This is a genomic window from Panacibacter microcysteis (genome assembly GCF_015831355.1).
In the GTDB taxonomy this organism is placed as follows: Bacteria; Bacteroidota; Bacteroidia; order Chitinophagales; family Chitinophagaceae; genus Panacibacter; species Panacibacter microcysteis.
This window is the reverse complement of the sequence record NZ_JADWYR010000001.1, coordinates 1,879,111-1,893,270: the sequence shown is the minus strand read 5'-3', so window position 1 is coordinate 1,893,270 and position 14,160 is coordinate 1,879,111. Positions and strand designations below refer to the sequence as shown.

Sequence of the window (14,160 nt, the reverse complement as noted above, 5' to 3'; positions counted from 1 at the left end):
ACCAACAGTACAAGAGTGCGACGCAACAGAAGCATAATAGCAGTACTACAGTTGGGTACATACATATTCTCTTATTACTCAACAAACGTTATTACAAACTGTTATTGTAACGTTTGCTTTTGTTTAATTATAGTGCCCGAAAATCTACCCGAGCAAATGAAGCACTTTATATTTTAATGCCAAAAGACACGAAGCAATTTCTTGCATCTGAAGGCATTAAACCCGGACCAGGATAGCCGCCTGCGCGACGTGTAAAATAACGTACATCAGCAAGGTTGTTAATGCCCGCTTTTATATTGTAGTTGCTAAGAAAGCGATAAGTGAGTGCCACATCCACAACGGTGTAGGCAGGTATAAGACCGGTTGTTGCAGCGGCACTGGGTGTAGTGGTATTATTTGCATCTGAATAAGCACTGCTTACATGACTCAACTGAGCAGTTAGTGAAAACCCTTTGATAAAGTAAGTAAGCCCGGTTCTCAGAATGTGGCGCGGCGCATTCTCTACACGTTTATCCCTTAGATTAGTTTCTGCAAGACTTCCATCGCTGGCTTTGGTGATCACTTTAAAATCATCATACTTCGCATCAGTATATGCGTAAGAAACAAACAGTGCCACCTCGCCATATGTTTTTTTCAACCAGTTTGCCTGGAACGGATTGAATTCAATTAAACCCTCAAATCCTTTGCTATGGCTGTTGCCAACATTTGTACTGTAATTGTATGTACTGCCGTCCTCCCTCATTTGTGTAATAGTACCTATACGGTTGCGGTAATTAAGATAATACACACCTGCATCGAAGTAAAGGTAGTTTTGTAGCTTACCGCGGTAGCCAAAATCAATATTGTATCCTTTTGCATCCCGCAGGTCAGGGTCTACGACATCGGTGGTTGCGTTGGCGCTAAGGTCTGCGAATTGTATAGGCCGGTATGATCCCGTAAAGTTTGCATAGAATTCGGTAGTGCCAAGATGATATTCAGCAGCTGCACCCGGTAATAAAAAGCCCCTGCTTTTGCTATTGTCAGCAAGTTTTATTTCGGTGGTATCTGTATAACCCACCCTGCCGTTTGCAGTGGTAGAAATCTGCTCCCACCTTAATGCAGGAATAACAAGAAATCGTTTGTTTATCCTGAAAATATTTTCTACCGCCACTGCTACATTGTTTGATACAAAATCAAGTTCTGTAGGAAAAACGCCTTCAATGTCTTTATTAAAATCATTGCCGGCATTTCCTTTGCCGTTGCGGAAACGGGTTGTATTGCCCCTGAAATATCTTACAGAAGTGGTAAGAGAATTTACTTCGCTGCCCCAGCTATAATTGTATAAGTGGCGTAGCTCTGCGCCAACATTTTTATACTTATCAATATCCACCGTTCTGTTGGCATAGGCACCTGTATTGCGGTTTATGGTATCTGCAACGGTAATAGCGTTCAGAAAACCAATACTGTTCCTGGTGCCTGATAATCCAAAGAGCTTTAAATTAAAATGACTGTTGGCGCCAGGTTTAAAATCCACGTTGGCTGCTGCGGTTGTCCATTGTACGTTAAACCAGTTACGCGTACGCAAAGACTGCTGCGCATCGATATTAAAAAGAGAATCTGTAAGACCACCGGGTTGCTGGCTTAGCATTTCGTAATGCAGCACTTCAATGCCTGCATGCAGTTTATCAGTAAAACGATAACCATATGTTGCAAAACCCGTATTGGTTTTATAGTTACTGTTCGCTCTCCATCCGTCTGCGTTTCTGTGGTCATAAAAAGCGTAGTAGTTCGATTTTCCCGACTGCCCGCCGATGGCATTGAAAGTATTGATCATTCCAAAACTGCCCACTGTATTTTGCGACTCGAAGGTGATGGGTTTATTCAGCCCGCTGCCATTTCGCAATACATAATTGAGCATACCGCCCATTTGCGGGCCAAACTGCAAAGCACCTGCACCTTTTAAAATCTGTATGCGTTGCACCGCCTGCATCGGTGGATTATAGTAAGCCTCAGGATAACCGAACGGATCTGCGGAAATATCATAACCGTTTTGGCGCACATTAAAATCCCAGCTACGGTTTGGGCTAAGTCCACGTGTAGATATACCCACCTGTATACCACTGCCATCGCTTTCCCAAATATGTATGCCCGGAACTTTTGCCAATATCTGGCGCATGGTGTTATTTACTACATTACCATTTACATTGTTTACCACTACCAATGCATTTTTCTTACCAGCGAAAATATGCGTACCCACTATTTCAGGCATCTGTACCATGTCGTGTCTGATGTCTGTTCCCACCACAGTAACATCTGGTAAAAACTGGCCTGGCGTTAATGTGTCTGTTCTTGGCTTTTCCGTTTTGCCGGTGTTAGAACTTTGTGCCGCTGCAATGGTGTTTACCATTACGACTAACATACCGATGATTGCTTTTTTCATTTGTAAAAATTCACATTGCAAAAATTCATCAGGTATGGCAAGATGGCTTACGGATTTGGAAACTCGGCTTACGGATTTAGAAAAATGCACAGCTTATGCATTGTTGTTTTCCTGCAACCAAACATCTTGTTTATCAGTTAAAGCAAGCCGTGCCTTTTTGTTAAACAAAGATGTAATACCAATAAAAAGAAGGAATGTGTTGCCAGCTATGTCAATACTATTGAGCTTTGGTTGTGTCACTCACTTGTACGTTCGGTTCTTTGTGGAGCATGTATTACTTCTTACCGTTCTTTCAACAGCTGACTTAAATGCCACAAACTCTTTTTTACATGATGCTCTAAAGTCAGAAAAGCCAAACAACATAGCTGCTTCAACCAACTCCAGGTCTTTACCTATACATACAAGACCATTGAGCATACGTTGCTGCACACTTTGATTAGTCAACAGATAATTTGCGTAAGTAAGAAAAGCTGAACGCTGCAGCCGCCATAAAAAAGGAACGATGAAGTGAGTGACACAACAGGCGATGCTATGAAATACCTATGCCGGCTACACTATTCTTTCTTCTTTTGTTTTGCTTTTTGCGGCAGGCTCATTCCGGCAACAACATTGTTACCTTTTCTGCAACTGATGGCTACCCTTATCTTTGCGCAAATTTTTTTGCATGTTACAGGTAAATGTTTTGCGCCAGCAAACAGCATGGGTTAAAGAAAGACTGGCCGTAAAAAACTTTAAACAGCCGGAACTGGTTGATGAGATTATTGCGTTGGATGATGAAAGGAAAAAGCTACAGGCAGCGTTTGATACCATACAATCGAAAATAAACACTGCATCCAAAGAAATTGGCAGGCTGATGGGCCAGGGCAAAAAAGAAGAAGCGGAAGCAGCAAAAGCGGAAGTGGCCACCAACAAAACTGCAGTTGGCGAACTGACGGAAAAAATGAACAGCACCGAAAAAACGCTGCAGGAAAAACTGTTGCAGTTACCCAACCTGCCATCTGCTACAGTGCCACCGGGTAAATCTGCGGAAGATAACGTGGTGGTGAGAACAGGCGGCAGTGATGTTACACTATATGAAGGTGCAGTACCGCACTGGGACCTTATTGAAAAATATAATATTGTTGATTTTGAAACGGGCTCTAAAGTTACCGGCCGCGGTTTTCCTTTTTATAAAGGTAAGGGTGCAAAACTGCAACGTTCATTGATTCAATATTTCCTGGATTACAATACTGCAGCGGGTTATACGGAATTTATTCCACCCTTTATGGTGAATGAAGCAAGTGCTTACGGTACAGGGCAACTGCCCGATAAAGAAGGACAAATGTATCATATAACTGCAGATGGGTTTTACCTTATTCCCACTTCTGAAGTGCCGGTGACGAATATTTACCGTGATACTATTGTAAAAGAAACTGAACTGCCTGTTATGATGACTGCTTATTCTCCATGTTTTAGAAGGGAGGCAGGCAGCTTTGGTAAAGATGTACGCGGGTTGAACCGCCTGCACCAGTTTGAGAAAGTAGAGATTGTGCAGATTACGCACCCTGATAAAAGCTATGAAGCGCATACCGCTATGGTGGAGCATATAGAACGTTTGATACAATCACTGGAACTGCCATACCGTATATTGCATTTGTGTGGCGGCGACATGAGCTTTACAAGTGCGCTTACCTACGATTTTGAAATATTCAGCGCTGCACAGCAACGCTGGCTGGAAGTAAGCAGTGTAAGCAATTTTGAAAGTTACCAGACCAACCGTTTAAAATGCCGCTTCAAAGATGCATCAGGCAAAACGCAGCTTACACATAGTCTTAATGGCAGTTCATTAGCACTACCCCGTATACTGGCCGGCATACTGGAAAACAACCAGACAGCGACCGGAATTAAGATTCCTTTTGTATTGCAGCCATATTTTGGCGCCGCAGAATTGAGCTAGTCATTTTTAAACTGATCGAAAAAGACCTGCTGCCAGTGCAGGTCTTTTTTTTGCGTGTGTAATAATGTGTGGTAAGAATTGTAAGGAGTAAAACGGCGGATGTGAAATATGCATCACAGTGCATGGACGCATCGTAAGATTATCTGTGCCTGGATTTTTTGGTATTTTTTCTTTCAGGAGAAAAGAACATGTAACAACTTAGTGGACGAGGAGCAAAATGAAAGCGTAACGCTGTTATTGAACAGGAGCAAAAGATAAAAATACTTTATCTTAACTTAATGAAAAAGCCAGTCTATGCCTGCCAGAGAACCTAAAATAGATGCGTACATAGAAAAGTCAGCCGACTTTGCGAAACCCATTCTGCAACACATCAGGCAACTGGTGCATACTGCCTGCCCGGAGGTAACGGAAGCGGTAAAATGGGGAATGCCATTTTTTGATTGTGACGGACCTGTATGCAATATGGCATCGTTTAAAAAACATTGTGCCTTTGGTTTTTGGAAAGCCGCCCTGATGAAAGACCCGGAAAATATTTTTAACAAGGATGGTAAAAATGCCATGGGCCAGTTTGACAGGATAACATCGCTGGAAGATTTGCCTGCGGATAAGATCATTATTGCTTACATAAAAGAAGCGGTGGCACTGAATAAAGCAGGCATAAAACAAGTAAAAACAAAAATGCCGGTACAGGAATTGCCCGTGCCGGAAGCGCTGGTCACTGCACTGCAACAACATACAAACGCCAAAGCAGTTTTTGAGAATTTTCCACCATCTCACCGCAAGGAATACATACAATGGATAAACGAAGCTAAAACAGCGGCAACACAGGATAAGCGCATTGCTACAGCCATTGAATGGATGGCAGAAGGCAAAGGCAGAAACTGGAAGTATGAAAAAAAATAACACACTGTCCATGGCTTCTTTGCTTCGGTCTACGCGTTTGCCGCATACTGCTTCCACAGTACAAGAGTGCGACGCAACAGGCGCCGAGTTATGCACATTTGCCGGGTACACAAACATTTCTTTTCTTAATTATTCACTATTCACCTGATACGAATGACCATTGCATGGTTTACTGTATGTTTGTTTTCAAACTCAGTACATGCCTTTTGATTCTATTGACACCATTCTTGACTTCCTTGAGCCGGTTAATAAGGCTTTTCTAAGTAATGACGAGGGTTATAAAGACAGCCAGCTTGGGAACAACATCATGCTGTATGACGAAGTTTTTCCGACACTTGAACAGGCAGACCTTGTGATTATCGGATGTAACGAAAACCGTGGTGCCGGTGTATTTCAGAAGCAAACAGCCAATGCTGCGGATGCTGTAAGAAAAGAATTGTATAAACTTTTTCACTGGCATAGAGATGTACATGTTGCCGATATTGGCAACATAAAACCGGGTGCTTCTATTACTGACACCTATGCGGCGCTGAGAACGGTGTTGCAGGAGCTGGTAAAGCAGGACCGGAAGGTGTTGATACTTGGCGGCTCTCACGACCTTACACTGGCACAATACGATCTGTATGCCAGGCAACAGAAAATTATTGAAGCGGTTGCAGTTGATGCAGCCATTGATATAAACGTGGAGAGTGTGGTGCCTGCAGACCAGTTTTTGATGCAGATGCTTACAGGCGAACCCAATTTTATCAGGCACTATAACCACATCGGTTTTCAAAGCTATTTTGTACACCCGGGTATGCTGGAAACAATTGACAAACTGCGTTTTGATTGTTTTCGTGTAGGCAAGGTGAAAGAAAACATGGAAGACATGGAGCCGGTGATACGCAATGCGGATCTCTTTTCTTTTGATATTAGTGCCATACAACATGCGCATGCACCTGCCAACCATCTTACACCCAACGGTTTTACCGGCGAAGAAGCTTGCATGCTGATGCAATATGCCGGTATGAGTAACCATACCGGGACCATAGGTATTTATGGCTACCGCAATGAGCTGGATACTGATAACCTGACAGCCAAACAAATCAGCCAGATGATTTGGTACCTGATGGACGGAATGCTGAAAGGCAAACAGGAAGCGCGTTTGACAGACCAGCATAATTTTAACGAGTTTCGTATTGCTTTTGCAGAAATAGAAACAACCTTTTTGCAAAGTAAAAGAACAGGCCGCTGGTGGGTACAGCTACCCGAAGGCAATTATATAGCATGTAGCCACCAGGACTACGTAATTGCATCTCAAAATGATATTCCTGAGAGATGGTTGCGGGCTGTTGAGCGGGGTTAACAGCAATATTGCTTTTTAGCGGCTGAACATCCTGTCAAGATAATCTTCTTTAAACTCTATATATGTAGGGCTACCGGTGGGTGTAACGTTTGCGGTATTGCTTAAAAAAAGTTCTTCCACCACCGTTTCCATTTCATTTTGCGACAAAGACTGTCCTGCTTTAATGGCCTGTTGCCTTGCCATACAACGCACAAGTTTTTCACGTTTGCTGAATTTTATATCGCTGCTGAAATGTTTGAATTGCTCCACCAGCAATTCGATGGTATGCTTTTCATTGCCATGGTTTACATCGGCAGGCGTACCCTGGATAACAAAAGCATTATTACCAAAAGGTTCTACCAGGTAACCCAGCGAAAGCAGGTCTGGTAAAAGATCGTGGAGCAATGCGGCATCCTGTGCGGGCAGTTCAACCGTTACAGGAAAAAGACTTTGCTGTGTAGCGATTTTCTTTCCGTGTGTTGCCAGGCTAAAACGGTCGTATAAAATACGTTCATGCGCCAGTTGCTGGTGTACCAGCAAAAAACCACTCTGCGTTGGAGCTATGATATAAGTATTATGCAATTGCAGCAAATGGGCGCCGGGGATTATTTTTTTACTTGTTGATACCGGCAACATTTCGTGCTGGCCAGTGTGCTGTACGGTTGCTTTGTCGTACGTAAACTGTGCGGTCTTTTCCTGCTCTTTGCCGGTAAAAAAATCTTTCCAGTGTTTGAGTTCACTTTTTTCGGTAGGTTCAATAAAATGCGCCTGGTGCTTTTGTGTAAAAGTTTTGAACAACGAGGATGATGCAGTTACAGACTCTTGCTGATCGTTGGTAAAAGGTTTGCTAACGGCATCCAGCTGCTGAATTTCTGCGTTGAGCGAAAAGTCTAACGATGGCGCAATACTAAACTGGGCGAGTGCATGCTTTACCGCAGCCTGTACAAAGGCATAGATGATCTTTTCATCCTCGAATTTTATTTCCTGCTTGGTAGGGTGAACATTGATGTCTATCTGCGAAGGGTCTAGATCGATGAACAGGACATAGAGCGGGTAACTGTCTTTAGCAATCATCTGGTCGAATGCAGTCATAACCGCATGGTTTAAATAAGCACTCCTTATAAACCGGTTATTGACAAAAAAATATTGCTCACCCCTGGTTTTGCGCGCAGTATCTGGCTTACCCACAAAACCATAAATATTCATGTAATCTGTTTCTTCTTTTACGTTTACCAGCTTTGCCGCATACTGGTTACCGAGTATCTGTATAACCCGTTGTTTAAGCGATCCTGCCTCGAGGTGAAAAACCTGCTGACCATTACTGGTAAGGGAGAAAAAGATGGCGGGAAATGACAGTGCCACCCTGATAAATTCATCTACTATATGACGTAGTTCTGAGGGGTTGCTTTTTAAAAAGTTCCTTCTTGCAGGCACGTTAAAAAAAACGTTTTTCATACAAATGCTGGTACCTGCAGGCGCAGCGCATGGCTCCTGTTTAACGACAACACTGTTTTCTATTTCTATATAAGTGCCCAGTTCAGCTTCAGGCTTACGTGTTTTCAGTTCTACCTGAGCCACAGCAGCAATAGATGCCAGCGCCTCGCCCCTGAAACCCATGGTTTTGATATGAAAAAGGTCATCAATTGCTTTGATCTTGCTGGTAGCATGCCGTTCAAAACTCATCCTCGCATCTGTCTCGCTCATGCCTTTTCCATTGTCAATTACCTGTACAAGGCTTTTGCCTGCGTCGTTGACAATGAGTTGAATGTTTGTTGCTCCTGCATCTACCGCATTTTCGAGTAATTCTTTCACGGCGCTTGCCGGCCGCTGAATTACCTCACCTGCAGCTATCTGGTTTGCTATATTATCCGGTAGTAATTGTATGATATCCGCCACTGCGCTCCTTCTTTTTTCAGGCGGCAAAAATAAAACTATTCAGATGAATCGGGTGGTTTAGTATTAACGGAGCCTTTCATATGTACATTCGTTTTACAATAACACCTGTTTTACGCCTTGTAAAACAGGTGTGTTGATAAATCAGCTCCTGCAATTTAACCTGTAAAACGGGAAACTGCAGGCAGCACATGTAGATTTTATGAAGCACGACGCCCACAAATGCGCTACACTTTTATGTGGCTCTAATAAGGCAAATGTTAACGCTAAAAGATTTTTTCAAGTTCCACCGCTTTTCTTTGCGTAATAAGTGCTGTAAAACTTTGTTGCATGTCGGTAGATATGTCAAGTATTCCTCCAAGGGTTTGCAAGAGTTTTTCTTCCAACAATTCCAGCCGCGCATCACTCAGTACGATCTCTGCGCAATAAGAATACAAGGCATATGCATGCACAGGGTTGATTTGTTTTACCAGTGCCGTAAGGTATTCATGCTCGTCTGTAATAAGGTTTTTATAATTCCTGTATTGTACCACCTGCTCTTTAAAGTTGAGCGTTGCATGCAGGTCTAACGCTACAAACAGGCCGGATACAAAATCGAGTTCCTTCTCTTTAAAGTCTCCGTCTTTATAACAGCAATGTAAGAACAAATGGCATATTGCTTCTTCTTTGGTTGTAATACCGGTCGTGATCATATTATATTTTTAGCTAAGCAGGTCAAGTATAGTGCCAGTTGGAAAAACGTAACTGGCATTATGGTTGCGCTTTTATTGCCTATAAAATTATTTTACATGAAAAGCACCGTGATCGTATACATATGCTGCCTTTGCCTGCTGGCCTTTTCATGCGACTCCAGACCAAAGCAAAACCCCAAATACACGCCGGCCACCAGTGCAACAGACAGTGTTATAAACAGCGGCGGGAAAGTTGCGGTAGAGAATTACCGCGAGGGAGCAAGAATGATTGCCGCCAATGATTGCTTTACCTGCCACCGGGTAGAAGAAAAAACAATTGGCCCGTCTTACCGGGAGGTTGCTGCACGTTATCATTTCAATGACGGCAATGTTGAAAATCTTGCTCACTCTATTATGTACGGTGCAAAAGGCTTGTGGGGAGAAAGAGAGATGACACCCCACCCCGGCCTGGAAAAGCGCGACGCGATGGAAATGGCGCGTTATATTCTTTCTCTTGACACTACCAATAAAGCCAATTAACAGATGGGATGAACCATACACTGACTGTGCCCGCCATTGCTGCATATGGTTATGCAGCACAAGAGTGCGACGCAAGGAACGATGCCCGGAGATCTGCTGCCGGGCTCCATATACTTACAACAGTAAATAATCGCTATCTTGATTAAATGAATGCTTCCTTTCTACAGGTTCTTATTAGCCTTATAGCAGGTATTGCAGTAATTGTTATACTTACATCGCGCTACAACATCCATGCATTCTTTGCGCTGATGATCGCCTGTTTTGTAACAGGGCTTGGTGTAGGCATGCTGCCCGCCGAAATTATCAATACCACGAAAGAAGGGTTTGGCAGCATTATGCGTTCGCTGGGTTTTATTATTGTGCTGGGTACAGCACTTGGTGTATTACTTGAGCACACCAGGAGCACACAGGTAATGGCAAATTATATTTTAAAAAAAACAGGTGAGAAACATGCTGCACTGGCATTGAGTTTAACAGGCTTTATTGTGGGCCTTCCCGTTTTTTGCGACTCAGGTTATATTGTTTTAAACGGCCTCAATAAATCTCTCATAAAATCCACTGGTTTACCCGCAGTAGTCATGAGCATTTCGCTGGCCACAGGTTTATATGCTGTGCATTGCCTGTTGCCACCACACCCTGGTGCTGCTGCCGCTGCAAGCAGTATTGGTGCGGACTATGGCAGGCTTATGCTGTATGGTATTGCCGTGGCAATACCTGCTATGCTTACAGGTTATTGGTGGGCAAACAAGGCAGGTAAAAACTTTGTGAATACTGCGTTTGCAGACACAGCAGAACCAGATGAAGCGGAAAGCGAACAACCAGGTGTTATACAGGCTTTTTTACCGGTTATTGTTCCTATTGTATTGATTGCTGCCGCATCATTTATGCACGCTTACGCAGCCAATGCTGTAATCAAAAATATTCTCTTTCTCGGCGATCCTGCAATGGCGCTGACCATTGGAATACTGCTTGCTTTTTTTGCAAAAAAGAAATGGCACAAAAACACTGTAGGCAGTTTATTGCAGGAGGCAGCTGAAAAAGCTGGCGGTATATTGGTCATTATAGCCGCAGGCGGTGCATTTGGCGCCATACTGGCCGCAACAAAAATCGGCGACCATTTCAGCAATGCGGTTACGTTAAGCAGTATCGGCTTATTATTTCCTTTCCTGCTTACCGTGGTATTGAAAACGGCCCAGGGCTCATCTACCGTTGCCATCATTACAGCAGCATCTATTGTACAGCCATTGCTGGCTGTACTTGGTTTACATACAGATGCGGGTAAGCTTATTGCGGTGTTGGCCATGGGTGCGGGTTCCATGATGATCTCTCATGCAAACGATGCTTATTTCTGGGTTATCTCCAGGTTTTCATCTGTTGACATGCGGGCCATGCTAAAAGTATATTCCACTGCCACCATACTGATGGGTATTGTATCGTTTTTTATGACGTGGCTTTTATCGTTACTGATCTTATAAAAATTTGGTGACGGGCTGCATTGCTACTATGAAGCTGCTGTTGCGTCGCACTACGTTCATCGGTAGTGCTGCTATGGGGCAATGTGCAGTCATCACCAGTTAAAATAAACTTCATGAGAATTGTAATTGCACCAAACGCTTTTAAAAACAGCCTGCATGCAACAGCAGTTGCCGATGCAATAAGCATGGGTCTTCAGCAAAGTAAACTCAACTGCGAAACGGTATGTTTCCCTGTTGGCGATGGGGGCGATGGTACAGGTGCGTTATTAGTCAACCACCTGGGTGGTAAACACATTGTTACAAAAGTGCATGACCCGCTGGGAAGAACGATCGATGCCTCTTTTGGTATGGTGGCATCTGCAAATACTGCTATTATTGAACTGGCAGATGCATCCGGCCTCAGGCTGTTAAAACCTTCTGAGTATGATCCTTTACATGCCACTACTTATGGTACAGGAGAATTGATAAAGGCAGCGCTCGATCATGGTGCAGCGCAAATTTTGCTTTGTATTGGCGGCAGCGCTACGGTAGATGCAGGCACGGGTATACTCAGTGCTTTAGGTGCCCGTTTTTATGATGCTGCACGTAACCTGCTGGAAGGCTTACCGGCATCGTTAACAGCAGTAGCGGCTGTAAACCTGCTGGGTTTGGACGAACGACTGCAAAAAACAGGTATCACGATCTTATGCGATGTTGAAAATATATTGCTGGGAGAACAAGGGGCAGCCAGTGTTTTTGGGCCGCAGAAAGGTGCAACAAAAGCAGCGGTAGAAATACTGGAAACGGGGTTCAGGCAGTTGTGCAATATCGCTTTTGATGAATCTGGTAAAGACATGGCCACCATAAAGTATGGCGGTGCTTCGGGAGGTGTGGCTGCAGGATTGCATACATTTTTACATGCAGAGCTGGTGCATGGCATAACACATTTCCTGGCCGTTACAGGTTTTGAATCTGCCTTACAGGATGCAGCACTTGTAATTACCGGGGAAGGCAGCCTGGATGTGCAAACACTGGAAGGTAAAGGCCCGTTTGGCGTGGCACAAAAAGCAAGGGCCAATAACATACCGGTTATTGGTATAGCGGGCAAAGTACCCTTACAACACCACCCAAAGATGCAGGAATATTTCGATGTATTATTACCAATCAGTAATGAAGCAATGGACCTGGATGAAGCAATGGAAAAGACGCACGATAACCTGGTAAGAACTGCAAGGGAACTGGGCAACCTGCTTGCTTTAAATATCAGGTAAGCTGCATGGTAATGGTATATAGTGAATGATGTATATCCACCTTTACACACCTGCCTTTTTGGTAATGATAGATATTGTAGTTACCATCGGGCATATCAATCCTGTATATGTTGTTGCCCAGCGGCTTTACAGCAAGAAACTGCTGAAAATTATCAGAGTATACTTTTGATATACTTACCGGCTCTGTATTGTATAAACACATCAGGTTATAACTGATGCTGATACAGCATACCGAATCTTTTTGGCGCTTATTGCAGATAACATATCCATTACCCGAATAGCTATGCTGCTTGTTTAATTTTTCATCGCCGTTTACTTTCCTGTATACAGAAGACTTGTTAAGAATACCGTTTTTAAAATGCGATTCTTCGGCCGCATCGACCGAAACGGCAAACACAAAAGATGTTTTAATATGTGATACCAGTTTGATCGTTTTAGCAATCCCGTTGCTGGTCTCTACAACGGTAAAGGTGCCAATATTTTTCTCGCCTTTCTTTACAGTATAATGTAAGGTTGTTTCCTGTGCCAAAGCACTATGGATAGTAAGCATGCATAGGCACAATATAAGAATGCTCTGTGCTGCACGACGTATAACAGGGGAAATATTTTTCATGCGGTTAAATTGTAAAAGCCTGCCCTTATAACGGGGCGGTGATGTTTTTGTTACAACGACTTTACAAACTTAACAGCACGGGATTGACAAAGCTTCAATATTGTGTTTGAACTGTGGAGATAGTATAATGAAATGTACGCTACAATATTTACAGGAAAATTTTGATATAGAGCCATACCAGTGGCGTGGTAAACAACAGGGAATCGAAACGATCGAGAAAACCGCCATGGCCCGGCATAATATTGCCACTGTCTTTTACGCCGGACATTCTTTTGATTTTACTTTCGAAAAGGTCGCCTGTGTTACCAGCGATGGCGGCTGTAGCAGATATCACAATAAGTGTTGTATAATCCTTCATGCCGAAAGCAAAGTAACCAAGCAGCGTTACCGTTGCAACGGCCAGTATTGCACCACCAATTGTTCCTTCCCATGTTTTTTTGGGCGATATACTGGAAAAAGGTGTTTTACCGATTACTGAACCAACCAGGTAGGCCATGGTATCGTTGATCCATATGGCAGCAATCATTACTACCGGAATAAGCCAGCCAAGATCGATGGTAAAAAGATTACCGAATATGAGTATGCCTTCTGAGCGCAGGTCCATCATTAAACCCCAGCAAACAGAAATATATAAAAACCCAAACAGGGAAATGCCGATATTCTGCAGGTTGAAGTGCCTGCCCAAAACTACTTCTGCCACGGGCATGGTAATAAAAAACATGAGCATGAGCCACCAGCCAATTTCAGAAAGTTGCATGCTGCCAACCTGGTAGGCGTTGTTTGTCATCCACATAATAAAACCCCAGCCTGCCAGCATGATGCCGTAACGGTGTATTGCTATAATGTTTTTGTAATCAGGATAAATTATGCCCATGAGTTTCTGGTACTCGAACCAGCAGCCAAAATGTACAACAGAGAATAAGATAAAGAAAGACCACTGATCTATAAAAAGCCCGCAGACCATTACGAGAATAAAGACAAGTGCTGTTAATGCCCTTACTTTAAACACAACAGGATTAAGTGCCATGTAGGATGAACGTTTATTAACAGCGCCGCAACGTGCGCTGTTTTTTTTATAAAGATAGCAGATTAGTTTGTAGCATATGTTTATAATGACTGTACCCTGGAGTGGTGCA

Annotated in this window: 11 protein-coding genes; 6 read left to right on the top strand and 5 right to left on the bottom strand. The window is 43.4% G+C overall.

All coding sequences use genetic code 11. The features are described 5' to 3' along the window. Window positions 1-166: 166 nt before the first annotated feature. Window positions 167-2,419: a TonB-dependent receptor family protein gene (locus I5907_RS07665; protein WP_196990127.1), complete on the bottom strand. Its 2,253-nt coding sequence runs from the start codon at window positions 2,417-2,419 to the stop codon at window positions 167-169. A gap of 664 nt (window positions 2,420-3,083) precedes the next feature. On the opposite strand from I5907_RS07665, the gene serS reads away from it, so the two are divergent. From serS to I5907_RS07650, 3 genes are all read left to right on the top strand, one after another. Further along, window positions 3,084-4,355, top strand: coding sequence for a serine--tRNA ligase (gene serS, locus I5907_RS07660; RefSeq protein WP_196990126.1), 1,272 nt, complete (start codon window positions 3,084-3,086; stop codon window positions 4,353-4,355). Window positions 4,356-4,649: 294 nt separating this feature from the next. Beyond that, complete coding sequence (locus tag I5907_RS07655; RefSeq protein WP_196990125.1) at window positions 4,650-5,258, top strand: YdeI/OmpD-associated family protein; 609 nt, start codon at window positions 4,650-4,652, stop codon at window positions 5,256-5,258. A 199-nt stretch (window positions 5,259-5,457) separates the two neighbouring features. Further along, entirely contained in the window at window positions 5,458-6,603 is a 1,146-nt protein-coding gene (locus I5907_RS07650) for a formimidoylglutamase (protein ID WP_196990124.1), read from the top strand. A gap of 15 nt (window positions 6,604-6,618) precedes the next feature. Here I5907_RS07650 and mutL read toward each other — a convergent pair whose 3' ends face one another. Together mutL and I5907_RS07640 are read right to left on the bottom strand one after the other, a co-directional pair. Beyond that, window positions 6,619-8,478, bottom strand: a complete 1,860-nt coding sequence (gene mutL / locus I5907_RS07645) for a DNA mismatch repair endonuclease MutL (protein WP_196990123.1) — start codon at window positions 8,476-8,478, stop codon at window positions 6,619-6,621. Between the two features lie 263 nt (window positions 8,479-8,741). Further along, on the bottom strand, window positions 8,742-9,167 hold the full coding sequence (locus tag I5907_RS07640; RefSeq protein WP_196990122.1) for a TerB family tellurite resistance protein: 426 nt from the start codon (window positions 9,165-9,167) through the stop codon (window positions 8,742-8,744). 96 nt (window positions 9,168-9,263) lie between these two features. Between I5907_RS07640 and I5907_RS07635 the strand changes: the two genes are divergently transcribed. The 3 genes from I5907_RS07635 to I5907_RS07625 all read left to right on the top strand — a co-directional run bounded on the left by I5907_RS07635 (window position 9,264) and on the right by I5907_RS07625 (window position 12,411). Then, the gene (locus I5907_RS07635) at window positions 9,264-9,686 is read left to right on the top strand and encodes a c-type cytochrome (protein ID WP_196990121.1); all 423 of its coding nucleotides are present in this window, start codon (window positions 9,264-9,266) and stop codon (window positions 9,684-9,686) included. Window positions 9,687-9,832: 146 nt separating this feature from the next. After that, window positions 9,833-11,161, top strand: a complete 1,329-nt coding sequence (locus tag I5907_RS07630) for a GntP family permease (protein ID WP_196990120.1) — start codon at window positions 9,833-9,835, stop codon at window positions 11,159-11,161. 113 nt (window positions 11,162-11,274) lie between these two features. Further along, a complete protein-coding gene (locus I5907_RS07625; protein WP_196990119.1) occupies window positions 11,275-12,411 on the top strand; it encodes a glycerate kinase in 1,137 nt (378 codons plus the stop codon). Here I5907_RS07625 and I5907_RS07620 read toward each other — a convergent pair. Both I5907_RS07620 and I5907_RS07615 read right to left on the bottom strand, forming a co-directional pair. Further along, complete coding sequence (locus tag I5907_RS07620) at window positions 12,404-13,024, bottom strand: DUF6134 family protein (protein ID WP_196990118.1); 621 nt, start codon at window positions 13,022-13,024, stop codon at window positions 12,404-12,406. The two genes, I5907_RS07625 and I5907_RS07620, sit on opposite strands and share 8 nt — an antisense overlap. Window positions 13,025-13,172: 148 nt before the next feature. After that, window positions 13,173-14,051 carry a phosphatidate cytidylyltransferase gene (locus I5907_RS07615; protein ID WP_196990117.1) on the bottom strand — a complete coding sequence of 293 codons (879 nt, stop codon included), beginning with the start codon at window positions 14,049-14,051 and terminating at the stop codon, window positions 13,173-13,175. Window positions 14,052-14,160: the final 109 nt, after the last annotated feature.

Coding starts and splice junctions, on each gene's coding strand:
- I5907_RS07625 (WP_196990119.1), top strand. CDS start 11,275: ATGAGAATTGTAATTGCACCAAACGCTTTTAAAAACAGCCTGCATGCA.
- I5907_RS07630 (WP_196990120.1), top strand. CDS start 9,833: ATGAATGCTTCCTTTCTACAGGTTCTTATTAGCCTTATAGCAGGTATT.
- serS (WP_196990126.1), top strand. CDS start 3,084: ATGTTACAGGTAAATGTTTTGCGCCAGCAAACAGCATGGGTTAAAGAA.
- I5907_RS07650 (WP_196990124.1), top strand. CDS start 5,458: ATGCCTTTTGATTCTATTGACACCATTCTTGACTTCCTTGAGCCGGTT.
- I5907_RS07640 (WP_196990122.1), bottom strand. CDS start 9,167: ATGATCACGACCGGTATTACAACCAAAGAAGAAGCAATATGCCATTTG.
- I5907_RS07615 (WP_196990117.1), bottom strand. CDS start 14,051: ATGGCACTTAATCCTGTTGTGTTTAAAGTAAGGGCATTAACAGCACTT.
- I5907_RS07665 (WP_196990127.1), bottom strand. CDS start 2,419: ATGAAAAAAGCAATCATCGGTATGTTAGTCGTAATGGTAAACACCATT.
- I5907_RS07635 (WP_196990121.1), top strand. CDS start 9,264: ATGAAAAGCACCGTGATCGTATACATATGCTGCCTTTGCCTGCTGGCC.
- I5907_RS07655 (WP_196990125.1), top strand. CDS start 4,650: ATGCCTGCCAGAGAACCTAAAATAGATGCGTACATAGAAAAGTCAGCC.
- I5907_RS07620 (WP_196990118.1), bottom strand. CDS start 13,024: ATGAAAAATATTTCCCCTGTTATACGTCGTGCAGCACAGAGCATTCTT.